This is a genomic window from Micromonospora sp. NBC_01638, assembly GCF_045209745.1.
GTDB lineage: Bacteria > Actinomycetota > Actinomycetes > Mycobacteriales > Micromonosporaceae > Micromonospora.
The window spans coordinates 452,570-476,109 of the sequence record NZ_CP109273.1; the positions used below are offsets into that span (position 1 = coordinate 452,570).

General features: G+C 72.0%; 21 protein-coding genes and 1 pseudogene. All 22 read right to left on the reverse strand.

Annotated elements, in window-relative coordinates; all coding sequences use genetic code 11:
• Nucleotides 1-60: 60 nt before the first annotated feature.
• The 22 genes and pseudogenes from OG811_RS01985 to rsmH all read right to left on the reverse strand — a co-directional run bounded on the left by OG811_RS01985 (nt 61) and on the right by rsmH (nt 23,512).
• Nucleotides 61-1,089 (reverse strand): hypothetical protein, encoded by a 1,029-nt coding sequence (locus OG811_RS01985; protein ID WP_406071676.1) that lies wholly within the window; start codon nt 1,087-1,089, stop codon nt 61-63.
• Nucleotides 1,090-1,131: 42 nt separating this feature from the next.
• Nucleotides 1,132-2,076 (reverse strand): RluA family pseudouridine synthase, encoded by a 945-nt coding sequence (locus OG811_RS01990; protein ID WP_406071678.1) that lies wholly within the window; start codon nt 2,074-2,076, stop codon nt 1,132-1,134.
• Nucleotides 2,073-2,687: a signal peptidase II gene (gene lspA / locus OG811_RS01995; RefSeq protein ID WP_406071680.1), complete on the reverse strand. Its 615-nt coding sequence runs from the start codon at nt 2,685-2,687 to the stop codon at nt 2,073-2,075. Before lspA ends, OG811_RS01990 begins: the two co-directional genes overlap by 4 nt.
• A gap of 64 nt (nt 2,688-2,751) precedes the next feature.
• Complete coding sequence (locus OG811_RS02000) at nt 2,752-3,171, reverse strand: TraR/DksA family transcriptional regulator (protein ID WP_406071682.1); 420 nt, start codon at nt 3,169-3,171, stop codon at nt 2,752-2,754.
• Between the two features lie 226 nt (nt 3,172-3,397).
• Nucleotides 3,398-4,897 carry a potassium/proton antiporter gene (locus OG811_RS02005; RefSeq protein WP_406071684.1) on the reverse strand — a complete coding sequence of 500 codons (1,500 nt, stop codon included), beginning with the start codon at nt 4,895-4,897 and terminating at the stop codon, nt 3,398-3,400.
• A gap of 22 nt (nt 4,898-4,919) precedes the next feature.
• Complete coding sequence (locus OG811_RS02010; RefSeq protein WP_406071685.1) at nt 4,920-5,225, reverse strand: DUF167 domain-containing protein; 306 nt, start codon at nt 5,223-5,225, stop codon at nt 4,920-4,922.
• Between the two features lie 10 nt (nt 5,226-5,235).
• Entirely contained in the window at nt 5,236-5,982 is a 747-nt protein-coding gene (locus OG811_RS02015; RefSeq protein WP_406071686.1) for a hypothetical protein, read from the reverse strand.
• An 80-nt stretch (nt 5,983-6,062) separates the two neighbouring features.
• A complete protein-coding gene (locus tag OG811_RS02020) occupies nt 6,063-6,866 on the reverse strand; it encodes a DivIVA domain-containing protein (RefSeq protein WP_406071687.1) in 804 nt (267 codons plus the stop codon).
• Between the two features lie 44 nt (nt 6,867-6,910).
• The gene (locus OG811_RS02025) at nt 6,911-7,216 is read right to left on the reverse strand and encodes a YggT family protein (protein WP_406071688.1); all 306 of its coding nucleotides are present in this window, start codon (nt 7,214-7,216) and stop codon (nt 6,911-6,913) included.
• A 30-nt stretch (nt 7,217-7,246) separates the two neighbouring features.
• Complete coding sequence (locus OG811_RS02030) at nt 7,247-7,930, reverse strand: cell division protein SepF (protein WP_406071689.1); 684 nt, start codon at nt 7,928-7,930, stop codon at nt 7,247-7,249.
• Between the two features lie 190 nt (nt 7,931-8,120).
• On the reverse strand, nt 8,121-8,864 hold the full coding sequence (locus tag OG811_RS02035) for a YggS family pyridoxal phosphate-dependent enzyme (protein ID WP_406071690.1): 744 nt from the start codon (nt 8,862-8,864) through the stop codon (nt 8,121-8,123).
• A gap of 9 nt (nt 8,865-8,873) precedes the next feature.
• Nucleotides 8,874-9,989: a cell division protein FtsZ gene (ftsZ, locus tag OG811_RS02040; protein WP_110564078.1), complete on the reverse strand. Its 1,116-nt coding sequence runs from the start codon at nt 9,987-9,989 to the stop codon at nt 8,874-8,876.
• Nucleotides 9,990-10,234: 245 nt separating this feature from the next.
• On the reverse strand, nt 10,235-11,053 hold the full coding sequence (locus OG811_RS02045; RefSeq protein WP_406071692.1) for a cell division protein FtsQ/DivIB: 819 nt from the start codon (nt 11,051-11,053) through the stop codon (nt 10,235-10,237).
• Nucleotides 11,050-12,597: a UDP-N-acetylmuramate--L-alanine ligase gene (murC, locus tag OG811_RS02050; RefSeq protein ID WP_406071693.1), complete on the reverse strand. Its 1,548-nt coding sequence runs from the start codon at nt 12,595-12,597 to the stop codon at nt 11,050-11,052. Before murC ends, OG811_RS02045 begins: the two co-directional genes overlap by 4 nt.
• A complete protein-coding gene (gene murG, locus OG811_RS02055; protein WP_406071695.1) occupies nt 12,594-13,700 on the reverse strand; it encodes an undecaprenyldiphospho-muramoylpentapeptide beta-N-acetylglucosaminyltransferase in 1,107 nt (368 codons plus the stop codon). The genes murC and murG overlap by 4 nt, the downstream gene beginning before the upstream one ends.
• Complete coding sequence (locus OG811_RS02060; RefSeq protein ID WP_406075453.1) at nt 13,700-15,130, reverse strand: FtsW/RodA/SpoVE family cell cycle protein; 1,431 nt, start codon at nt 15,128-15,130, stop codon at nt 13,700-13,702. The genes murG and OG811_RS02060 overlap by 1 nt, the downstream gene beginning before the upstream one ends.
• 335 nt (nt 15,131-15,465) lie before the next feature.
• Complete coding sequence (gene mraY, locus OG811_RS02065) at nt 15,466-16,590, reverse strand: phospho-N-acetylmuramoyl-pentapeptide-transferase (RefSeq protein ID WP_406071696.1); 1,125 nt, start codon at nt 16,588-16,590, stop codon at nt 15,466-15,468.
• Nucleotides 16,587-17,984, reverse strand: a complete 1,398-nt coding sequence (gene murF, locus OG811_RS02070; RefSeq protein ID WP_406071697.1) for a UDP-N-acetylmuramoyl-tripeptide--D-alanyl-D-alanine ligase — start codon at nt 17,982-17,984, stop codon at nt 16,587-16,589. Before murF ends, mraY begins: the two co-directional genes overlap by 4 nt.
• A complete protein-coding gene (locus tag OG811_RS02075) occupies nt 17,981-19,543 on the reverse strand; it encodes a UDP-N-acetylmuramoyl-L-alanyl-D-glutamate--2,6-diaminopimelate ligase (protein ID WP_406071699.1) in 1,563 nt (520 codons plus the stop codon). The genes murF and OG811_RS02075 overlap by 4 nt, the downstream gene beginning before the upstream one ends.
• A gap of 52 nt (nt 19,544-19,595) precedes the next feature.
• Entirely contained in the window at nt 19,596-21,803 is a 2,208-nt protein-coding gene (locus OG811_RS02080) for a peptidoglycan D,D-transpeptidase FtsI family protein (RefSeq protein WP_406071700.1), read from the reverse strand.
• Between the two features lie 3 nt (nt 21,804-21,806).
• On the reverse strand, nt 21,807-22,412 hold the full coding sequence (locus OG811_RS02085) for a hypothetical protein (protein ID WP_406071702.1): 606 nt from the start codon (nt 22,410-22,412) through the stop codon (nt 21,807-21,809).
• Nucleotides 22,402-23,512, reverse strand: a pseudogene (gene rsmH / locus OG811_RS02090) (16S rRNA (cytosine(1402)-N(4))-methyltransferase RsmH). The gene OG811_RS02085 and the pseudogene rsmH overlap by 11 nt, the downstream one beginning before the upstream one ends.
• Between the last annotated feature and the right edge of the window lie 28 nt (nt 23,513-23,540).

Sequence of the window (23,540 nt, forward strand, 5' to 3'; positions counted from 1 at the left end):
CAGGCTACGAACCAAACCCTATTCGGACCACACCTCAGAACGCACACCAGCCGACGCAGATCACGACGCCATGGGTGCCGACGGCTCGGCATCGGCGGTGTCCGGCGAGGTGGTCACACTCGGCGGCGCTGACCTGGTGGGCTCGGGCGACGACGGTTTGCGTGACGGAGTCGTCACGACCGGTGCGGGTTCCGACGATTCGCCCATCGGCGCCGAGGGCACCGGTGGGCCCGGGGTCGGCTCCGACCGCTGGACCGGGGTCGGCTCCGGGCTCGGCCCGGTGTCGGCCGGCGGCCGCACCACATCGTTCTGCTCGGGCAGTGGTGGCGTGAAGACCGTGCGGTCCAGCCGGTACACCTCGGGGGCGGGGTCGACCGCCCGCACGTCCGGCCGGGCCGCCACGTCGCGAAGCGCCACCGGCGTCGCCCGCACCACCGCCGCGTAGACGCAGGCACAGCCGGTGCGGTACGCCGCCGCCTCGGCGGCCGCCACCTCGGCGCCACTGGCGTAGCGCGCACGCAACTCCCGCTCGCCCGCACCGTCACCGTCGACCGCGGCGGCCCTGGCCCGGTAGTCGGCGGCTTCGGTGTCCTTGCGGACCGCCAGCTGCGTCATCCCGGCGACCACGTCGTCCGGCACCCGCAGCGCGGGGATCTTGACGATCTCGGTCTGCCGCCCGGGCAGCGGAACCCGCCCGAAGACGGTCGAGACCGCAACGTCGCCGAGCACCGCCGTCAGACGCTGCGGCGGCAGGTACGCGTCAAGCGTGACCAGCGCGTAGGTCCCGTCCCCAGGAACCGGGGACGACGCGGGCAGCGCCGCCAGGTCGGCCGCGGCGGACCGCAGGTAGCCGGGGACGGAATCCCCGTCGGTCACCCCGACCCGCGTCACCTCGCCCACCGTGCGGTCGCCGACCGACGTGTCGTCGGTGGCCCAGACCGCGGTGCCCAGCACCGCCGCCGCGGAGAACACGGCGGCCCAGGTGAGCACCCCGGACCGCGCCGACCGGTCACCCAGCCGGGCCACGGCCCGGGTCAGCGGCGGCAGCAGCCGTTGGTCCAGCTGCCGCAGCAGGTTGCCGGCGCGCACGGGCGGGATCCCCTCGTTGGATCGGTGTCGGGCGGTCGCCGCTCAGTCACGCAGGATCTCAAGCGCGCGGTCCAGGTCGTCAGGGTAGTCGCTGACGAACCGGACCTCGTCCCCCGTTCGGGGGTGCAGGAAGCTCAGTTCGCGGGCGTGCAGCCACTGTCGGGCCAGGCCAAGACGGGCCGAGAGGGTGGGATCGGCGCCGTAGGTGAGGTCACCGACACAGGGGTGCCGCAGGGTGGAGAAGTGCACCCGGATCTGGTGGGTCCGGCCGGTCTCCAGTCGGACGTCGACCAGGCTGGCCGCCGGGAACGCCTCCAGGGTGTCGTAGTGGGTGATGCTCGGCTTGCCGCCGGAGACCACCGCCCAGCGGTAGTCGTGGGTGGGGTGCCGGTCGATCGGCGCGTCCACCGTGCCGCGCAGCGGGTCCAGGTGACCCTGCACCACCGCGTGGTAGCCCTTGTCCACCTCGCGGTACTTGAAGGCCCGCTTCAACGCCGTGTACGCGTGCTCGCTCTTGGCCACCGCCATGATCCCGGTGGTGCCCACGTCGAGCCGGTGCACCACGCCCTGCCGCTCGGCGGCGCCACTGGTGGAGATGCGGTGGCCGATCGCGGCGAGGGCGCCGATCACCGACGGGCCGGTCCACCCGGGGCTGGGGTGCGCGGCCACTCCCACGGGCTTGTCGACCACGACGATGTCGTCGTCGGCGTAGACGACCCGCAGACCGGGCACCGCCTGCGGCACCACGGTCGGCGGTGCGATCGGGGCGGGCAGCGTGACGTCCAGCCAGGAGCCAGCCTTGACCTTGTACGAGTTGGGCCGGGCGATGCTGTCGACCATCGCGTCCCCGGCATCGACCAGGGCGGCGGCGGCGGTGCGGGAGAGCCCGAACAGACGCGCCACCGCCTGGTCCAGTCGCATGCCGTCGAGGCCGTCCGGCACGGGCAGGGAACGGTGATCGCCGCCAGCGGCGAACCCGGAGGTCATGCCCGCTCCCGCTGGTCGGCGCCCTGCACGGCGTCGGTCTCGGCCGGCTTGCCGTCGCGGCCGACCCGCCGGCCGTCACGCTGGCGGCCGGTCAGCTCCAGCACGACGGCCAGCAGCACGCCGCAGACCAGCGAACTGTCCGCCAGGTTGAACACCGGCCAGACCTGGCCGTACGGGTCGAACAGGCTGATCATGTCGACCACGTGCCCGTGGAAGGGTGCGGGTGCCCGGAAGATCCGGTCGACGAGGTTGCCCAGAGCGCCGCCCAGCACCAGGCCGAGGGAGATCGCCCAGGGCAGCGAGCGCAGTCGCAGTGCCATCCAGCCGATCCAGCCGACCACACCGATGGTGATCAGCGGGAAGATCCAGGTGTGGTCCGCGCCGATGCTCCAGGCGGCACCGCTGTTGCGGGTCAGGCTCAGGTAGACGACGCCCCCGAGCAGCCGGACCGGCTCCCGGTCGGTCAGCGCGGCCAACGCGAGGTGCTTGGTGACCAGGTCGGCCAGCAGGGCCACCAGGGCGACTCCGCCCAGAATCGCGACGGCCCGCGGCCGGCGGGTGCCGCCGCCCGGGTCGGTGCGGCCGGGTTCGGCGGACGGTGCTGCGGTCATGCGCTCCCCATCGACAGTCTTGGCGGTGATCACTCACCGTCTCATCGCCGCCGGGGAACGGACCTCAGCGCCGCTCCTCCAGCTGCTTGCACGTCACGCACTGGGTGGCCGACGGGAAGGCGGCGAGGCGCTCGACCGGGATCGGGTTGCCGCACCGCTCGCACCAGCCGTAACCACCCTCGTCGAGGCGCTCCAGAGCGCGCTCAACCTGCGTGATCCGTTCCAGAATGCTGTTGGCGAGAGAGATCTCCTGCTCCCGCTCAAGCGTCTTGGTGCCCGTGTCGGCCTGGTCGTCCCCGGCCGAGTCGGTCAGCCGCTCGCGCTGCAGCTCGGTGATCTCACTCAGCGTCTGATCGTACTCGGCGCGAAGCTCGTCCCGCCGCGCCGCCAGCGCCGCCCGGATCTTCTCGGTCTCCGCCGTGCTGCGGGTGGCCTTGGCCACCGCCTTGCGTCCGGCGGTCCTGGTGTCGGCTGGCTTCGCCATGAGTCGCTCCCTCGGCCGGGGAGCCGCGCGGTCCGCGGCACCTGGTCAGGGGCCGCCGACCAGGGCGTCCCCCATGTACGAAAAGGGGCGCACGGCGATGATGGCCGCGCACTCCTGAGGTTGGCAAGAATACGGAACGTACAGGCGTCCGACAATGTGCCGCACCCGTCGCACCGCTTGACAGCCCCCAGCCCTGCCGAACTGGGGCAAAGGGAACGCTAGCAGATCAACCGCCCGCCCCATCCCCGTACTCACCAAACCATCGGGCCAGGCGGCCCCGCCGGCTGACCGCCCGCAGCCGCCGTTCCGCGGCGTCCCGTACCCCGGCGGTCGCCACGATCAGCAGACTGTCGCCGGTCTTCAGCCGGGTGTCCGGTGCGGGCACGAAACCCACCCCGTCGCGCAGCACCAGGGTGACCGATGCGCCCAGCGGGAGCCGCAGTTCGTCGACGTGTACGCCCGCCAACCGCGAGCCCGGCGGCACCTCCAACTGCAGCAGGTCCGCCCGCATCCGCTCCAGCGGCGCGGTCTCCACGTGGATCTCGGCGGCCTCGGCCGGCGCGGTCACCCGCAACCAGTGGGCGAACGGCCCCAGTGTCCCGGTCTGCACCAGTGTGAAGATCACCACCAGCACGAAGACCACATCGAAGAGGCGCTCCGCTCCGGGCACCCGCTCGGAGAGTGGAATGGTGGCCAGCACGATCGGCACCGCCCCGCGCAGCCCAGCCCAGGACAGGAACGCCTGTTCTCGGAGGCCGACCCGGAACGGCAGCGCCGACACGCCCACCGACAGCGGCCGGGCCAGCAGCACCAGCGCCAGCCCCGCGACCACCGCAGGCAGCACCGCCGCGTCCAACCGGCCCGGCGAGACCAGCAACCCGAGCAGCACGAACAGCCCGATCTGAGCGAGCCACGCCAGCCCGTCCGCGAAGCCGAGGATCGCCTGCCGGTGCGGCAACCGGGCATTGCCGAGCAGCACCCCGGCCACGTAGACGGCGAGGAACCCCGAGGCGTGCAGCACCGCCCCCGCGGCGTACGCCAACACGGTGATGCCCACCGCGGCGATCGGGTAGAGCCCGGCCGAGGGCAACGCGGCCCGGCGCAGCGCCCAGGTGCCGGCAACACCCGCCCCCACGCCCACCGCCGCGCCGACGCCCAGTTCGTAGCAGACCAGCGCGAGCTCGTACCACCATGGGTGCGACCAGCCGGAGTGGGACAGCAGCACCACCAGCAGCACCACCGGGGCGTCGTTCATGCCCGACTCGGCCTCCAACGTCGCCACCAGCCGGGGCGACAGCCGCAGCCGGCGCAGGGTGGCGAAGACGGCCGCCGCGTCCGTGGACGAGAGCACCGCGCCATAGAGCAGCGCCAACCGCCAGTCCACCCCCAGCAACAGATGTACGGCGACGCCGACCACCACGATGCTGACGACCACCCCGACGGTGGAGAGCGCGGAGGCCAGCCCGAGCACCGGGCGCAGCGTGGCCCACCGGGCGGTGAGGCCGCCCTCCGCGATGATCACGATCAGCGCGCAGAAGCCGAGGGTCCGGGTCAGCTCGACGTCGTCGAAGCGGATGCCCAGCCCGCCCTCGCCCATCGCCACACCCATTGCCAGATAGACCAGGAGGCTGGGCACGCCGAGCCAGGAGGAGAGTCGCACCGCACCGACCGCCACGAGCAGCACAGCCGCACCCAGCAGCAGCGCGATATCCAACCCGGGCGTCACGGCTGCCTGGCCTGGGCCTTCCTCACTCGGCGGATCCGTCGCGCAGTCGACGCAGCACCCCGGACAGCTCCGGGCCGGGCCGATCGACGAGGAAGAGCTTGTCCCGACTGGCCGCGCCGACGCGCAGTGACACTGCGGCTGGTCGGACCCCCAGGGCCCTGGCCAGTGCCCGGCGGGCCGCCTCGGTCGCCCGGCCGTCGACGGCCGGGTCGTGCACCGCGATCACAAGGGCGGGCCCGTACGGACCGTCAAAGCGGCCACCCACCCGGTCCCGGGAGGCGCCAGGCTTCACCCGTACCGCCACGGTGAGCGTGTCCTGCGCGGGCACCGGTGCCGCTTCAGATCGGCCGGACGTCGGCGAGGAGAGCGGTGGCTGGCGCACAGTGCGCGCACGGAGTGAAACCGAGCTCCACGGCCTCGGCGACCGGCAGTGTCTCGGGCACCCGACCAACGAGGTGCGGACAGCTGTCGAGGTGGTAGCGGGGGTGACCATCCACCACCTGGACCGGATCGGGAAGTCGAGCCACCCGGGCCGCCTCGGCGGGGGTGACCGGCTGCTCGGCCGGCTCGTCGGCTGCCGGGGCAGCAGGACGGAAGGCGTCGTCGGTCGACGCCGCGAACGGCGACGCCGGGCTGACGGGTCTGGTACGAGCGGACGCGTCGTCAGCCGGAGTCACGAGCGGTGACCCCTGGTCGAACGGCGACGCATCGTCGACGTGCGCGTCGTACGGCGACGCATCGTCGACCGGCGGCGCGGGTGGTTGCCGCCACCCGGTGCCGCCGGTACCAACCGTCGTGGGCACGTACTGGACCGGCACCTCCGGCTCGACCAGCGGCGGCCCGTACGCGACATCCGGCGTGGCCTGGCTGGCCGTGCGGGGTGCGTCAGGGTGCCGCCGGCCGGTCCGGCCGGGATCCGCCGTAGCGCGGTTGGCGGCTGCCTGGCGGGCGCCCACCACCAACGCCACGGCGGCCAGCAGACTGGCCGCAATGGAGATGATCAACATGAAGCTGGAACCACCGGCCAGACCGAGCACCAGCAGTACCACCGCGACGAGGATGAGCAGGAGACTTGCGACTATCACGGCTCACCCCCGCCGCGTCGTACCGTCCAGACGAGGCCGGCGACCGTCACCATTGGCGGGCAGCGATCGCCGGCCGGTGCTCAGCGTCCGGCTTCGAGGGCGCCGGAACGCCCGCCGCCGCCGTAGGACCCGGCGAGACCCGCCGCGGCGAGCCCGTTGCCGCCAGCGGCCCGACCTGCCTCGGAGCGGGTCATCTCGGCTTCGAGGCCCTGGCCGCGACCGTCGAGGTCACGCAGCTGGCTCTCCAGGTATGCCTTGAGCCGGGTGCGGTACTCGCGCTCGAACTGCTTGAGCTCCTCGATGTGCTTCTGCAACGCGGTGCGCTTGGCGTCCAGGCCGCCCATGGCCTCCTGGTGCCGCTGGCGGGCGTCCCGCTCGAGGGCGTCGGCCTTCGCGCGCGCCTCCCGGGTCACCTCCTCGGCCTTGCCACGGGCCTCGGACAGCAGCTGGTCGGCCTCGCGGCGGGCGTCGGACACGTGGTCGTCGGCGGTGCGCTGGGCCATCATCAGCACGCGCAGGGCCTGCTGCTCGCCGTCACCGGTGACCGCGGGGCCGCCGGTCGCGCGGACCTGCTCCAGCTCGGCCTGCATCGCGCGGGCCGCCTGCTCGGCTGCCGACTTGTCGCGCTGCACCCGGTCCAGCTGGGCCTTGACGTCGTTGAGCTCCGCCGCCAGTCGGGCGTCGCCGCCGGGGCCTGCGGGGGCGCCGCCACGGCCGCCGCGCTCCACCTGGGCGCGCAGCTCGTTGTTTTCCTCGATGAGACGGGCCAGCTCGCGCTCGACCTCATCCAGGAAGGCGTCGACCTCCTCCTCGTCATACCCCCGCTTGCCGATCGGCGGCTTTTTGAAGGCGACGTTGTGGACGTCGGCCGGGGTCAGCGGCATCGAAACTCCTCGGGTCAGTTGCGGCCGCGAAAGCGCGTCGGTCATCAGGCAGATGCCCTGATCGACGGCCCTAACACGAACTCCATCAGCACGAACAGGATAACCAGGAGCACAAGGGAGGCCAGGTCGATGCTCACGGTACCAATTCGCAGCGGAGGGATCACACGCCTCAACGCGTTGAGAGGGGGATCAGTGACGCTCCACACGGATTCCAATCCTGCCGATGCGCCACGCCCCGGTTGCCAGCGACGGCCGTACTGCAGGACGGCGCTCAACACGAACCGGGACAGAAGAATGAGCAGGAAGACATAAAGGATCAGGTACAGCACTTGCAGTAAGATCGACAACACGGTCAGCGACGTCCCTCGGGTCGGGCGGGGTCAACTCAGACTGAAAAAGCCGCCCTCAGCGATCTTGGCCTTGTCCTCAGCGGTGACCTGGACATTAGCCGGTGAGAGCAGGAACACCCGATTGGTCACGCGCTCGATCGTACCGCGCAGGCCGAACGCCAGACCGGCGGCGAAGTCCACCAGACGGCGGGCATCGGCCTCATCCATCTCGGTGAGATTGATGATCACCGGAACACCGTCGCGGAAGTGCTCACCGATCGTGCGCGCCTCCCGGTAGGTGGTCGGGTGCAGGGTGGTGATCTGGTAACGCTGCTCCTCCTCGGGCAACGCCCGCTCACGCGACGTGACCTGCGGCGCGAGGGCCAGATTGTCCCGGGTGTGGTAGGTCAGCGCGCCGGAGGTCTCGCCGGCCGACGACCGGGTGATCGACCGGACGCTGGCCCGCTCCGGACGCTCGACGTCACCACGCTCGGACTCGCTCAACCGCCCGCTCGTACGCTCGGAGAGCCGACCCCGCTCACTGGCACGCGGGCGGGGAGCCGGCGGCTCCTCGGTGTCGTCCTCATCCTCGTCGGCGAACTCCTCGGCGTACCGGCTCTGCCGGTAACGCGAGTCGCGGTAGCCACCCTTGTCGTAGCCACCGTCGTCGTAGGCCCGCTCGTCGTCTTCTTCGACCAGACCGAGCCAGACCCCCGCCTTGCGCAGTGCACCCATCCCGCGCCCTTCCGTCCGCCGTGCGGCACGCGCCCCCGTGCCATGTCGCCCGTCACGAGTGGACAACCATGCCCATCGGACCGGGATGGCAATCCCCCGGCGCGCGATTCGCGTCGCACGCCACGGCCCCCGACTAGGAGACGCCACCCCTGAAACAACACTGATGTAATTTGCATGTCTCGCGGTCAGGCTACCGCAGCGTGGGACGCATTCCGAGCAACGCGCTACCGACGCGGACATGTGTCGCGCCGTATCGGATCGCGATGTCGAAATCTCCGCTCATTCCCGCGGAGAGCTCGGTCGCTCCCGGATGAACTGCCCGAAACACGCGGGCAACCTCGGCGAGTCGGGCAAAGGCCCGCTCCGGCTCCCAACCCAGCGGCGCCACCGCCATGAGGCCCACCAGACGCAGCCCTGGCGCTTCGGCGACCGCCTCGGCCACCGGTTCCAGCCCGGCACCCGGATCGGCCGAACCGGGCAGCGCTCCGCCCCGGGCCGCGTCGCCGTCGATGCTCACCTGGATCAAGGCGTCCATCGGCACCTCCCGGTCGGCGGCCGCGGTGGCCAGCGCCCGGGCCAGCCGGACACTGTCGACGGAATGCACCACGTCGGCGTACCGGACCACCGAACGGGCCTTGTTGCGCTGTAGCTGGCCGATGAAGTGCCAACGGGGACGCACCCCGGCCGCAGCCACCTCGGCGGCCTTACCGGCTGCCTCCTGGTCGCGGTTCTCCCCCATGTCGGTCACACCGAGCCCGGCCAACGCCACCACGTCGCTGGCCGGGTAGGTCTTCGTCACCGCGATCATCGTGACTTCGGCGCGGTCCCGGCCGGCCTCCGCGCAGGCGTCGGCGATCCGGGATCGGACCTGGGCCAGGCCGGCCGCGAGTTCGGCGTGCCGGTCCGGCCGCACGTTGGCTGAGCTGTCGGTCATCGGCGGCGCTCAGGACCCGTTCTTGAGGAAGTCGGGAACGTCCACGTCGTCGAAGAGCACTCGGCGCGGCGACTGGGCCGGAGCCGGGTTGGTGGCCGGCGCCGGCACCGGGGTGCTCTGCGGCGCCGGCTGGTTGGTGTTGGTCTTGCGGGTCGGCTCGGCCGCCTTGTAGGCCGGCGTGCCGCCGTCGAAGCCAGCCGCGATGACCGTCACCCGCACCTCGTCGCCCAGCGCGTCGTCGATGACCGCGCCGAAGATGATGTTGGCGTCCGGGTGGGCCGCGTCGGTGACCAGCTGGGCAGCGTCGTTGATCTCGAACAGGCCCAGGTCGGACCCGCCGGCGATGGAGAGCAGCACGCCGCGCGCGCCGTCCATGCTCTGCTCCAGCAGCGGGCTGGAGATGGCCGCCTCGGCCGCCTCGACCGCGCGATTTTCCCCGCGGGCGCTGCCGATGCCCATCAACGCACTGCCGGCGCCGCTCATCACGCTCTTGACGTCGGCGAAGTCCAGGTTGATCAGACCCGGGGTGGTGATCAGGTCGGTGATGCCCTGCACACCCGAGAGCAGCACCTGGTCGGCCGTGCGGAACGCGTCCATCATGCTGATGTTGCGGTCGCCCAGGGCCAGCAGCCGGTCGTTCGGGATGACGATCAGGGTGTCGCACTGGTTGCGGAGTTCGTCTATCCCCGTCTCGGCCTGCACCTGGCGGCGCTTGCCCTCGAAGGAGAACGGACGGGTCACCACGCCGATGGTCAGCGCGCCGAGCTTGCGGGCGATGTTCGCCACGACAGGCGCACCGCCGGTGCCGGTGCCGCCGCCCTCACCGCACGTCACGAAGACCATGTCGGCGCCCTTGAGCACCTCCTCGATCTCGTCGCGGTGGTCCTCGGCGGCGTTCTTGCCAACGTCCGGGTTGGCGCCGGCACCCAGGCCGCGGGTCAGCTCCCGCCCGACGTCGAGCTTGACGTCGGCGTCACTCATCAGCAGCGCCTGCGCATCGGTGTTGATCGCGATGAACTCGACGCCCTTGAGCCCAACCTCGATCATCCGGTTGACGGCGTTGACGCCGCCGCCCCCGATGCCGACGACCTTGATGACCGCCAGGTAGTTGTGCGGAGGTGTCATCTCCGGTCCTTTCCTTCGAGATTGGCTTCGGCCGACCGGGTACGGCGTGGCCAGACCAGCGGCCGACGACAGCTGTCACCAGCGAGAATCAGAGGTGAACCCTCACCCTCTACTAGAGGCTTACAGTTATGTCAACCACTGTTCCTCTTCGGGGCAACGTAAGCGCCACCGCGCGATGAGCCAAGGACCCGGGCGGCGTGTCGCCGCCCGGAGCGCGACGGGTCACCTCCGCGCACGCTCCCCGGTCACCGAAAGGTCACCACGTCCGGCGCGCTCACGTCGATCCGGTCGGTGTCCTGATCGAGCAGCGCGGTGGCCACCCGGGCCTTGTCCGTACCCCGGGTCGCGTCGCCCCAGACCACCGTCCGGTCGCCCCGCAACCGCAGGCTGATCCGGGCCAACCCCTCCACGCTCACGTCCACCAGCTCCGCGCGCAGCTGCGGGGTCAGCGCGACGAGCACCTCCAGCGCGGCCCTGGTGCCCGGGTCGTCGGCGGCCGGGTGGGCCACCGTCACCTGCGGCAGCTCGGCGGGGCGTCGGTCCACCGTCCGGAACGCCACCCCGCTCCGGTCGATCAGGGCGAACACCTCGCCCTGCGGCACCACCGCCACCGGGGACCGCTCGGTCACCCGCACCACGAGCTTGCCGGGCCAGTCCCGGGACACCGTGGCCCGCTCCACCGGGGGCAACGCGCCGACCCGGCGGGCGGCGGCGGCCAGGTCCACCCGGGCCAGTGGCACCCCGTCGGGCACCCCCACCGCGTCACGCACCTGCACCGGAGTGACCAGCTTGGCGCCGTCCACCGTCACCTCGCGGACCCCGAACAGCCCGGTGCCGAGCACCGTCCAGGCGACCAGCCCGGCCAGCGCGAACACCCCGGCAACCACCGCCCACGGCAGCGCCGCACGCATGCGCCGCTGCCGGGCACGGGCCATGAACCGGCGGGTCGAGGGCGGTACCGCGTCCCGGCCCGCCCGGACCAGCTGCCACCGCCGGGCCGGACCGCGGCGCGGGGCGCCGCCGTCGGCGGCGCTGGTCCGCCCTCGGGCCGGGCCGGGACTCATCCGGCCGTGGGTGCCGTGCCGCCGAGGGCCGCTCCGTCGCCCCCAGCGGTGGCCCCACCCGGCACCGGATCACCGATCGCCGGGGCGATGGCCACCGGGTCGACGGTCGCGGTCGGCGCGGAGCCGGCGGTACGCTCACCCAGCGCCGCCAGCAGCTCGTCAGCCATCAGCGAGATCGGCGGAGCGCCCATGGTCACCACCACGTCCCCCGAGCGGGCCCGACGGGCCACCTCGACCGGCGCCGCCTCCCACGAGTCGACGAAAACCTTGCGGTCGGCGGGCAGCGCCACCGCCGCGATCAGCGCCGCCGAACCCTCGCCGGGCTGGCGCAGCTCGCCCGGCCCGAAGACCTCCAGCAGCACCACCTCGTCGGCGATGGCGAGCGCCTCGGCGATCTCCGCCTGAGCGTCGCGGGTGCGGTACAGCCGGTACGGCTGGAAGACGACGATCAGCCGCCCGTCCCCGGCGACCTCGCGCAGCGTCTGCAACGCCAACGTCATCGAGGTCGGGTGGTAGGCGTACTCGTCGTAGACCAGCACGCCGTCCGCGACGCCCTTGCGCTCGAAGCGCCGCCGCACACCGGGGAAGACCGCCAGCGCGGCCTCCGCCGCCTCCAGCGGCAGTTGCAGCAGGTACGCGGTCAGCACCGCGGAGGCGCTGTTCAGCCCCATGTGCCGGCCGGGCACGGGCAGCCGGAACTCGCCCAGCGACCGGCCGTCGATCGCGGCCAGATAGCGCACGCCGCGCGCGGAGGAGACGATCTCGGTCAGCCGCAGGTCGGCGTCGGCCGCCTCGCCGTAGGTGAACACCCGCCGCCCCTCGGCGCGCAGGCTCTCGGCCAGCCGCCGACCGCCCGGGTCGTCAGCGCACGTGATGATGAACCCGTCCGGGTCGGTGAGGCGGGCGAACTCCACGAACGCCGCCTCCAGCGTCGCGTAGTCGCCGTAGGTGTTGAGGTGGTCCGCCTCGACGTTGGTGATGATCGAGACGTACGGGCGGTAGATGAGGAACGAGCGGTCGCTCTCGTCCGCCTCGACCACGAAGTGCTCGCCGGTGCCGTGGTGGGCGCCCGAGCCGACCTCCGAGATCTCCCCGCCGATCACGAAGGACGGGTCCACACCGGCCTGCTGGAGCACCATCGTCACCATCGAGGTGGTGGTGGTCTTGCCGTGCGTGCCGGCGACCGCCACCGCCCGGCGGCCGGTCATCGCCGCGGCGAGCGCCTCCGAGCGGTGCAGCACCCGCAGGCCGCGCCGACGCGCCTCGACCAATTCGAGGTGATCCTGCGGAATGGCCGAGGAGTAGACGACCGTGTCCACACCGTCGAGGTTGGTCGCCTCGTGGCTGAGGTAGATGGTGCCGCCGAGCGCCCGCAGCCCCGCCAGCGAGGGCCACTCACGCAGATCGCTGCCGGAAACCCGGATGCCCCGGGTGAGCAGCAGCCGGGCCACGCCGAGCATGCCCACCCCACCCACTCCGATCAGGTGAACGGCACCCAGGTCCTCCGCAGTGAGCGTGCCGGCCGGGGTGAACTGCGCGGTCATCGGGCCACCGCCTCGATGACGAAGGAACGCAGCGCCTCATCACCGTCGCGCCGCCCGTACGCTGCCGCGGCGGCACCCATCGCAGACAACCGCTGTGGGTCGCGGATCAGTGGAATGACGGTGCGCTCCAACCAGTCCGGGATGAGTTCGGCGTCGTCGACCAGGAGCCCACCGCCGGCCTCCACCACGGGCAGCGCGTTGCGCCTCTGCTCCTGGTTGCTGTGCGGGTACGGCACGTAGATCGTGGGCAGCCCGATCGCGGCCACCTCGGCCACGGTCATCGCCCCGCCCCGGGCCAGCATCAGGTCGGCAGCGGCGTAGCCCAGCTCCATCTCGGACAGGTACGGCAGCGTCACGTACGGCACCGGCAGGTCGGTGGGGATCGACACCGGCTCGTTGCGGGCGCCCATCACGTGCAGCACCTGCACGCCGTTGCGGGCCAGCTCCTTGGCCGCCCCGGAGACCGCCAGGTTGATCGTGCGGGCACCCGACGAGCCGCCGGAGACGAAGAGCACCGGCAGGTCCGGGCGGAGCCCGAAGTGGGCGCGGGCGGCGTTACGCAGCGCGTACCGGTCCAACCCGGCGATGGTGCGGCGCAGCGGCACCCCGACCACGGTGGCGTCGCGCAGCGACTCGGCCTGGCTCGGCTGGTGCGGGAAGCCGACGGCGATGTTCTTGGTGAACTTCATGCCCAGCCGGTTGGCCACGCCCGGGGGCACGTTCACCTCATGGATCACCATGGGCATCTCCCGACGCCAGGCGGCGAGGTAGGCCGGCACCGAGACGTACCCACCGAAGCCGACGACCACGTCGGCGCGCACCTCGTCGATCACCTTGCCCGCGGCGCGCGCCGCGGTCCACATCCGGCCCGGGGTACGGACCAGGTTCATGTTGACCGACCGGGGCAGTTGGTACGCCGGGATCTGCCGAAGGTCGTAGCCCTGCGGCGGGATCAGCTCGTTCTCCATGCCTTTGGGTGTGCCGAGGCAGGTGATCCGGACGCCCGGGTCGTGTCGGCGCAGGCAGTCGGCGAAGGCGAGCAGCGGGTAGATGTGCCCCCCGGTGCCACCTCCCGCGAGCACCACCGAACGCAGCGGACCCATCAGCGTCTCCTCTCGCTCGCCGTACCTCCGCGGCTCCGGTCCTGTCGGACCCCGCGCGGCGCGGCCTGGTCGTCATGGCGCCGCTCGCGGGACCGGGGCACGGACCCTCGGCCAGCGGGCGGCGTCGCCGGTCGGCGGCGCCGGCCGGGAAGCGGCGGCAACGGGGCCCAGAGTAGTCGGACCCACCGGGCCGACGGACGGGCATGCAGTGCTCTGGCCGCATCGGGTTCGGCGCGGGCGAAGGACGCCAGCATGCCGATCCCGGCCAACGTCACGACCAGGGCACTTCCGCCGTCGGAGATGAACGGCAGCGGCAGGCCGGTGATCGGCAGCAGCCCGACCACACCGCCGATGTTGATCACGGCCTGGCTGACCAGCCAGGTGGTCACGGCGGCGGCGGCGAGCCGACGGAACGGGTCGTCGACCCGCCGGGCGATCCGCAACCCGGTGTACGCGAGGACCGCGAACAGGCTGAGCACCACGACACACCCGATCACGCCCAACTCCTCGGCGATGATCGCGAAGATGAAGTCGTTGTGCGCCTCGGGCAGCCAGTCCCACTTCAGGCTGCCCTTGCCCAGCCCGACACCGAACCAGCCGCCGTGCTCGATGGCCAGTCGGCCCTGGTAGAACTGGAGGCAGCCGTCGAGCTTGCACGTCTCCGGGTCCGGCGGATTGAAGAACATGGCCAGCCGGGCGAAGCGGTAGTTCTCCTCGCCCTGCTCCCCGGAGCCGGCGCCCAGCGAGGCCACCGCGATGAGCAGGCCGACGCCGAGCAGACCGATCACCGTCAGCGCGCCGAAGACCCGCATCCGTACGCCGGCGGCCCAGAGCAGGCCCACCACCAGGGCCAGCAGGCAGAGCATCGTGCCCACGTCGTTGTAGCCGACCAGGACGAAGAGCAGGCCCATCACCGGGAAGAGCGGGGTGGCCAGCTCCCGCCACCACCCCAGCGCGGCGCCCTTACGGGCGATCAGGTGCGCGCCCCACAACACCAGCGCGAACTTTGCCAACTCCGAGGGCTGCACCTGGACCCCGCCGATGAACAGCCAGAGCAGCCGGGCCTCGATCGGGCCGATCTGCGCCGATTTCTGGTTGGTCAGTCGAGCGTAGGCGAGCAGCAGGTTGAGCAGCAGCAGGAGCCCCATCGAGGTGAACAGCAGCGGCCGGCCCAGAGACCGGTAGGTGCTGGCGGGCAGGCGCTGACAGGCCCAGAACACTCCGATGCCGATCACCGCGAAGATGGCCTGCTTGGTCACCGACGCCGAGGCGTTGCCGTCCTCGGCGTAGTCCTTCACGCTGGTCGCCGAGAAGACCATGGTCAGCCCGATCAGCAGCAGCAGGCCGGCGCAGGACAACAGCAGGTAGTAGGACGCCAGCGGCCGGTCCAGTAGGCCCCGCAGCGCGGCGAGCCCGCCGGCCGCGTCCATCCCGCGCAACGGCGAGGGTGGCGCTGGTTCCGCCTCGCGCGGCGCCGCAGCTGGTTCCGGGCCGCGCGCGTCGTCCGGCGGCGGGCCGGCCGTCGCGGTACGCGCTGCGCCCGGTGACCGTCGCGGTCGACCGGCTGTCCTGTCCTCGGTGCCTGGTTCCTCCCCCACCCCGACATCATCACCGCTGGACGCGCCGCGCACGCCCACAACGGCACCTCGGGCGTGTCGAGCCTCCACCTCCCCGCCGATCTCGCACTAACTGCCCCGACAGGAGCTGCACAAAGGGGCATTTCGGCGGCCGAAAGTGCAAGATCGCCGGGGATGGGGGTGGGGGGTTACGTCATGTTCGCGAGGAACTCGCTGTAGAACAGGCCCAGGGCGATGGCTACGCCGATGCCGGCGATGATCCAGAACCGCACCACGATGTTGACCTCGCTCCAGCCGGCCAGCTCGAAGTGGTGCTGCAGCGGTGACATCCGGAAGACCCGTTTACCGGTGGTCTTGAAGGAGATGATCTGGATCACCACGGACATCGTGATGATCACGAAGAGCCCGCCGATGATCGGCAGCAGCAGGATGGTGCGGGTGGACATCGCCATGCCGGCGATCAGGCCGCCCAGTCCCAGCGCGCCGGTGTCACCCATGAAGATCCGCGCCGGCGACGTGTTCCACCAGAGGAAGCCCACACAGGCTCCGGCCGCCGCCCCGGCGATCAGGGCGATCTCCAACGGGTCCCGGACGGCGTAGCAGTAGTCCTGCGTGTAGTTCGGGTCGGCGCACCAGTGCCGGTACTGCCAGAACGCGATGAGCGCGTACGCAGCGAGCACCATCACCGAGGCGCCGGTGGCCAGACCGTCCAGGCCGTCGGTGAGGTTGACGCCGTTCGTCGCGCCCATCACCACGAAGATGAAGATGATCACCGCGCCGACCTTGCTGACCTCCAGGGCGTTGATGTCCCGGATGAAGCTCAGCGTGGTGCTGCCCACCGTCTCGGTGTTGGTCGCCAAACCCGTCGCGTCGGTCATCGTGCTCGGGAAGTACAGCGCGACCACGCCGAAGACCGCGCCGACCAGGATCTGGCCGAGCAGCTTGCCGCGCTTGTTGAGCCCGGCGCTGTTGCGCTTGCGCACCTTGAGGAAGTCGTCGATGAAACCGACCGCGCCGGAGAAGACCATCAGCCCCAGCAGCACCAACGCGGTGATGGTCGGCTCGACCTGCGCGATCTGCTGGTCCGGCAGGCTGGTCAGAGCCAGGTGCCCGGCCACGTACGCGATCACCGTGGCCAGGATGAAGACCACGCCGCCCATCGTGGGCGTGCCCTTCTTTGTCTGGTGCATGGCCGGGCCCTCGGCCCGGATCGGCTGACCGGCCTTGAGCCGGGTGAACACCTTGATCGCGATCGGGGTGCAGAAGAGCGAGACGATGAAGGCCACCCCGACGGCGACGATGACCGCCCTCATCGGGTGGACTCCCCACCGGCGTCGGCGCGCAGGGCGTCGGCCACCTCCCAGGTCCGGTACCGGGAGCCCTTGACCAGGACGACATCGCCCGGTCGTAGCTCGCTCCGCAGCACCTCGACGGCCGCCGCCTGATCGGTGAGCAGCACCGACTCTCCTCCCCAGTTCGCTACCGCTGTCGCACCTTCGTGAATCGGCGCCGCCGGCTCGCCCACCACGAGCAGCCGGTCCACACCCAACTCGGCCGCGAGTTGGCCGACCTCAGCGTGGCCGTCGGACTCGAACGGGCCCAGCTCGGCCATGTAACCGAGCACCGCGACGGTACGCCGACCCTGACCGATGCTGACCAGCGCCCGCACCGCAACCGCCATCGAGGCCGGGTTGGCGTTGTACGAGTCGTCGATGACGGTCACCCCGTCGGGACGGTCGAAGACGTCCATCCGGCGGGTCGAGACCAGCCCCAACTCGCCGAGGGCCGTGGCCAGTTCGGCCAGCGGCATGCCCAGCTCCCGGGCGACCGCCGCCGCGGCAAGCGTGTTCCAGACCTGGTGGCGGCCGGTCAGCCCGAGCCGCACCGGCGCGCGCCCCTCCGGGGTGACCAGGGTGTACGACGGGTGCCCCCGCTCGTCCAGGGTGACGTTCTCGGCGCGCACGTCGGCGTCCGGCGCCTCGCCGTAGCGGACCACCCGGGCCTGGGTGCGGCTCGCCATCGCGTCCACCCGGGGGTCGTCGGCGTTCAGCACGGCCAGCCCGTCCGCCGGCAGGGCCTCGACCAGTTCGCCCTTGGCCAGGGCGATGGTGTCCTGCGAGCCGAACTCGCCGATGTGCGACGTGCCGACGTTGAGCACCACGGAGATCCGGGGCGGCACCAGCTCACAGAGGTAACGCACGTGCCCGACCCCGCGCGAGCCCTTCTCCATCACCAGGTAGCGGGTGTCCGGCCCGGCCCGCAGGGCGGTGTACGGGTGCCCCAGCTCGTTGTTGAACGAGCCGGGCGGCGCCACCGTGGCCCCGAGTCGGGCGGTGAGCTGACCGATCAGGTCCTTGGTGGTGGTCTTGCCGGAGGAGCCGGTCACGCCGATCACGGTCAGCCCGGGCAGCCGGTCCACCGCCGCGCGGGCCAGCCGGCCCATCGCGGCCAGGGCGTCGGCGACCAGCACCATCGGCACCCCGGGCACCGCACGGCTGCCGAGCACCGCCACCGCGCCGGCCTGGATCGCCGTCGCCGCGTAGTCGTGCCCGTCGACCTTCTCCCCCGGGAAGGCCACGAAGAGCGAACCGGGTCCCACCTTGCGGGAGTCGAACTCCACCGAGCCGGTGACGGTGGCGGCCGGATCGGCGGCCACCAGCCGCCCGTCGACCGCCGCGGCCACCTCGGCCAGGCTCAGCGCGATCACCGCTGACCCGCCAGGTCCCCGAAGCGGGCTCGCAGCGCGTCAGCCAGCTCGATGTTGTCGTCGAACGGAAACACCTCGCCCGCCACCTCCTGGCCCCGCTCGTGCCCCTTACCGAGCAGCGCGATCACATCGCCCGGCTCGGCCAGTCGAACCGCCTCGTCGATCGCGGCGCGGCGACCCGCCACCTCGATGATCCGGGCGGCCGTGTCGGCCCGGTACGCCCCGGCCAGCACCTCGGCGCGGATCGCCGAAGGATCCTCGGTGCGCGGGTTGTCGTCGGTCACCAGCACCACATCGGCTCCCTCCGCCGCGGCGGCGCCCATCACCGGCCGCTTGCCCCGGTCCCGGTCCCCGCCGGCGCCGATCACGCAGATCAACCGGCCGGCGCTCAGCTCGCGCAACGCGGCCAGCGCGGCCACGATCGCGTCCGACTTGTGCGCGTAGTCGACCACCCCGCGCACCGGCGCGGTGACGTCCACCAGCTCCAGCCGGCCCGGTACGCCACCGCAGGCGGCCACGCCCGCCGCCGCGGTCGCCGGATCCACCCCGACGCCGACCAGCGTGGCGATGGCCAACAGCGCGTTGGCCACGTTGTGCCGTCCGGGCAGCGCCACCCCGGCGGACAGGACCACGCCGTCCGGGCCGTGCGCGGTGAACCGCTGGGTGTACCCCTCGCCGCCCACCCCGTCGGCCCACCAGGTCGCGCCCCGGTCACCGGCCGCCGAGTAGGTGACCGTCGCCGGCTTGTGCAGCGGCTTCAGCGCCGGGTCGTCGTGGTTGAGCACCTCGACCGCGCAGCGCCCGTCGAAGAGCTGGGCCTTCGCGGCGAAGTAGTCGGCGCTGTCGGCGTGGAAGTCCAGGTGGTCGGAGCCGAAGTTGGTGTAACCACCGACGGCGAACCGGACACCGCCCACCCGGCCCATGGCCAGGGCGTGACTGGACACCTCCATGATCACGGCGGTGACCCCACGCTCGCGGGCGGTGGCCAGCATGGCGTGCAGGTCGGTCGCCTCGGGGGTGGTGCGCACACTGTCGATCACCAGGTCCCCGAGCCGGGTCTCCACGGTGCCGATCAACCCGGTGGTGTGCCCGGCGGCCCGCAGCCCCGACTCGACCAGGTACGCGGTGGAGGTCTTTCCGGCGGTGCCGGTCACCCCGATCATGATGAGATCGGCGGTCGGGTCCCCGTAGACGGCCGAGGACAGCTCGCCGAGCACGGCGCGCGGGTCGGGCACCACCAGGGCGGGCAGGCCGCTCCCCGCCGCCAGCTCCGCACCTGCGGGATCGGTCAGCAGGGCCACCGCACCCGCCTCGGCGGCCCCGGCGGCGAACTCCGCGCCGTGGCGACGGGCACCGGGCAGCGCCGCGTACAGGTCGCCGGGGCGAACCTCCTGGCTGGCGTGGGTGGCCCCGGTGACGACCACCGCGGCGGCGTCCGCCGGGAGGTCGACGACGAGTCGGACGGCGAGATCACCGAGCCGGACTCCGGTCACGGTACGTGGACGTGGATTGCCGGGCACGGCGTCAGACCCTACCCGGTCGTCCGGTTCCGGCCGCACAGCCGCCCCGGTTGTTCGTCGGCACTCACCGATGATGTCCCGCCGTCGCTGCTCAGCGCGGATAGACCACGAACTTGGGTGCGGAACCGCCCGTGGACGGTGGTACGCGGTAATGACGCAGAGTGAACTGCATCATGTCGCGGAACGCCCGGCCGGCGATCGCCGCGCCGCCACCTTCGGGCGCGTACGCGAAGACCGCGATCACGTACCGGGGGTTCTCGGCGGGGGCCATGCCGATAAAGGAGGACACCTCGCCACGCTGCTTCTTGCCGTTCACCAGCCGCCAGCCGGTGCCGGTCTTGCCCGCGACCCGATAGCCAGGAACCGCGGCGGCCAGACCGGTGGCACCGTCGACCGTGGTGACCGCCTCCAGCATGGTGCGCAGGGCCGCCGCGTTCTGCGGGCTGAGCACCGACCGGGTCACCGGGGCCGGCGCGGGCGTGCGCTTGCCGTCCGGGCCGATCACCTCCTTGACCAGGTGCGGCTGCACGTACGTGCCGTTGTTGGCGATCGCGGCGTACGCGGCGGCCATCTGCAGCGGCGTGGCGTCGACGCTGTGCCCGATCGGCACCGACCCGTACGACGATTCGCTCCACTCGTCGGCCGGCAGCAGTCGTCCGCTGGCCTCCCCCAGCATCCCCTCGCCGGTGGGCTTACCCAGACCGAACCGCTTCTGATAGTCGATCAACCGGTCCCGGCCGAGCTTGTCGGCGATGGTGATGGTGCCGACGTTCGACGAGTAGGCCAGCATTCCCGGCACGCTCATCCGTCTGCCATTGGCGGGATGGGTGTCGGAGAACCAGGTGTCGCCCATCTTGATGCTGTTGGCGATGGGCAGCGCGGTGTCCGGCGTGATCACGCCCTCCTGCAACGCCGCGCCGTAGGTGATCGCCTTGTGGATCGAGCCGGGGTCGACGACGAAGCTGGTCGCCGCGTCCTCCCGGGCGACCGGGTCGCTCGGCAACGGCTTCGCCGCGTTGTAGGTGGGATTGCTGGCCTGGGCCAGCACCGCACCTGAGGGAATCTCGATGATCACGGCGGCGCCGGTGCCACCCGGCTGCTGGGCCATGCCCGCGCTGAGAATCTGCTGCATCCGGAACTGCAGGTCGCGGACGATGGTGAGGGTCAGCGAGCTGCCCGGTTTGGCGAGCGTGGTGCGGCTGTAGCCGCCCGGGATCGGTGCGTTGAGGTCACCGAGACCGGCCTCGTACACCCGCTTGCCGTCCTGCCCGGCGAGCAGGTCGTCGTAGCGGGCCTCCAGCCCTTCCAACCCGACCATGTCCTGGCTGGTGAAGCCGATCAGGTTGGCCGCCAGGTCACCACCGGGCACCTCGCGGCGCTCGTCGCGGTGCACCCCGATGCCGGACAGCTCCAGCGCCATCACCTGCTTGGCGGTGGAGATCTCCACCCCCCGGGCCAGATACGCGAACGTGGACGTCTTGCCGTCTCCCAGCTTGCGGGGCTTCATCAGCTCGACGAGCTTCGACGCCGGAATGCCGAGCAGCGGCGAGAGCGCCTTGGCGACGCCGGGCGGGTCCTTCACCTCGGTCGGGTCGGCGAACACGTAGCGCGCCTCGACACTGCGGGCCAGCGGCGCGCCGGTGCTGTCGTAGATCGCACCCCGCGGCGCCGGCAGCTCGACCGTGCGGAGGCGGTCGGCGATGCCGCCACCGGCGTACGCCGGGGCATCGACCGCCTGGAGAAAGATCAGCCGGATCCCGATGCTGGCGAAGAGCAGCAGGGCGAGCGCGGTGCCCAGCCGCAGGCGCAGCCGTGAGTCGGCCAGCTTCGGCGGGCGCGGTGGCTTGCGGGACGGTCGGCGGGCCGCGGGGCGGTCGGTGCGGCGCGGCGCGCGCGGTGTGGTCCGGCGGCGCGGCGGCGGCTCGTCGACTCCGGGGCCACGGGGGGTACGCGGTGCGACGGTGCGCACCACGCCACCGCGTCCGGCGGCCGGAGCGTCGCGCCGGCCGGACCGGGCGGCGGCCCGACCGCCGTCGAGCACCTGCAACGCTGGCCGGAACGGGTCGCCGGACCGGGTGCTGCGCGGTGTACGCCGCTGCTCGGCATTCCCGCTCCGCGCCGGTGTGCCGCGCTCCTCGCGGACGGTCCGGCCCCTCGGGGTGTACGCCCGGGCGCCGGAGATGCCCCCGATACCCGACTCGCCGGTGCGCGGCTCCCCGTCGGTGGGGCCGGCGTCACGCGAAGAACCGCGCCGGGACCCTGTGGGGCCCCGGCGCGGCTCGTCCGACCTTGGTGGCACGGGTCAGCCTCCCGCACCCTGGCTCGTCACCGACGGGTGGCCGGTCGCCGGCTGCGGCACGCCGATGGTCTTGCCGTCCGGCAGCCGGATGTAACCCGGCTCGCCGGCATCCACCAGGCCCAGCCGCCGCGCCTCGGCGGTCAGGTTGCCCGGCGCCTCGGCATCGGCGATCTGCTTGTCCAGCTGCTGCTTCTCCAGGTCCAGTCGAGCCTGCTGCTGCTGCAACCGCTCAAGCCGGAACGCGTTCTCATTGATCTTGGTGTTGACCGCCAGGATGCCCAGCACCCCACCGACCACCAGCACCACGATCAGCGCCGCGAACGGCGCGCGCGGCACCGACACCGGCGGTGGCGGCGCCACCCGCAGCCGGGGCGGGCGGGCGCTGGTCGCGGTGCCAGCCTTCTCCACCGGCCGCAGCGCAGCGGCGCCCTGGGTCGGGAACTCGCGCGCCCCCCGGGCGCGAGTCTCCCCCTGCCGGTTCACTCGATCGATGCGTGGCGTACCGTTCCCGAGGCGCGGAGCCCGCTCCGCCGCGGTCCGGCCCCCCGACCGCGGTGTGCGCTGCCCGCCGCCGGTGACGTCCCGGCGGTCGCGCTTGTCAATGTTCATGTCCCTCCCCCTCAACATCCGTCCCTCTGCCCGTCCCGGTGCCCCTGACCCCCCACGGATCAGGCGGACCCCGTGCCCGGTTGGTGCATTCCCTTCACCCGTCGGCGAGACCGTTCGCGGTCGGTCCGCCCTTGCTCTGTCGCGTTCGGGTCGAGTCGCTCCGCGGCCCGCAGCCGCACCGAGGCGGCGCGCGGGTTCGTGGCGACCTCCGCCTCCCCGGGCAGTTCGGCGCCCCGGCTGAGCAGCCGGAACGTCGGACCGGACCCGGGCAGTTCGACCGGGAGGTCGATCGGGCCCGTGTTGCGGACCCGGTCCGCGAGCGCCGCCTTGGTGAGCTTGTCCTCCAGGGAGTGGTAGGACAGGACCACCATGCGACCGCCCACGGTCAGTGCGTCGAGTGCGGACGGCAGCGCCGTCTCCAGCGCTGCCAGCTCTTTGTTTACCTCGATCCGCAAAGCCTGAAACGTTCTCTTTGCCGGGTGCCCACCCGTTCGTCGGGCTGGTGCCGGGATGGAGTCCCGAACCAGCTCCGCCAACAGCGCGGACGAGGTGATCCGGGCGCGTTCCCGCTCCCGGATGATCGCCGAGGCGATCCGGCCGGCGAACTTCTCCTCGCCGTAGACCCGCAGCAACCGGGCCAGGTCCGGATGTGCGTACGTGTTGACCACCTCTTCGGCGGTCACCCCCCGGGTCTGGTCCATCCGCATGTCCAGTGGTGCGTCCTGGGCGTACGCGAATCCGCGGTCGGGCGCGTCCAACTGCAGCGACGAGACACCCAGGTCGAACAGGATCCCATCGATGCCCGGATATCCCAGCCGATCCAACACGTCGGGCAGCTCGTCGTAGACGGCGTGCTCCAGGTGCACCCGATCGGCGAACCGGGCCAGCCGGACCCGCGCGTGAGCGAGCGCCTCGGTGTCCCGGTCGAGCCCGATCAGGACCGTCTCCGGGTGAGCCTCGAGCACCGCCTCGGCGTGCCCGGCCAGACCGAGCGTCGCGTCGACGTGGACCGTCCGGCCGCCTCGACCCAGCGCGGGGGCCAGCAGCTCGAGACACCGCTCAAGCAGCACCGGCACGTGCGTGCCGCGCAACTCCCCCATGTTGACCCCCACTGGTTGAAACGTCCGT

Coding starts and splice junctions, on each gene's coding strand:
- mraY (WP_406071696.1), bottom strand. CDS start 16,590: ATGAGGGCGGTCATCGTCGCCGTCGGGGTGGCCTTCATCGTCTCGCTC.
- OG811_RS02035 (WP_406071690.1), bottom strand. CDS start 8,864: ATGACCGACAGCTCAGCCAACGTGCGGCCGGACCGGCACGCCGAACTC.
- OG811_RS02020 (WP_406071687.1), bottom strand. CDS start 6,866: ATGCCGCTGACCCCGGCCGACGTCCACAACGTCGCCTTCAAAAAGCCG.
- murG (WP_406071695.1), bottom strand. CDS start 13,700: ATGGGTCCGCTGCGTTCGGTGGTGCTCGCGGGAGGTGGCACCGGGGGG.
- OG811_RS02045 (WP_406071692.1), bottom strand. CDS start 11,053: ATGAGTCCCGGCCCGGCCCGAGGGCGGACCAGCGCCGCCGACGGCGGC.
- OG811_RS02000 (WP_406071682.1), bottom strand. CDS start 3,171: ATGGCGAAGCCAGCCGACACCAGGACCGCCGGACGCAAGGCGGTGGCC.
- OG811_RS02085 (WP_406071702.1), bottom strand. CDS start 22,412: ATGAACATTGACAAGCGCGACCGCCGGGACGTCACCGGCGGCGGGCAG.
- OG811_RS01990 (WP_406071678.1), bottom strand. CDS start 2,076: ATGACCTCCGGGTTCGCCGCTGGCGGCGATCACCGTTCCCTGCCCGTG.
- lspA (WP_406071680.1), bottom strand. CDS start 2,687: ATGACCGCAGCACCGTCCGCCGAACCCGGCCGCACCGACCCGGGCGGC.
- murC (WP_406071693.1), bottom strand. CDS start 12,597: ATGACCGCGCAGTTCACCCCGGCCGGCACGCTCACTGCGGAGGACCTG.
- OG811_RS02060 (WP_406075453.1), bottom strand. CDS start 15,130: ATGGACGCGGCCGGCGGGCTCGCCGCGCTGCGGGGCCTACTGGACCGG.
- OG811_RS02030 (WP_406071689.1), bottom strand. CDS start 7,930: ATGGGTGCACTGCGCAAGGCGGGGGTCTGGCTCGGTCTGGTCGAAGAA.
- ftsZ (WP_110564078.1), bottom strand. CDS start 9,989: ATGACACCTCCGCACAACTACCTGGCGGTCATCAAGGTCGTCGGCATC.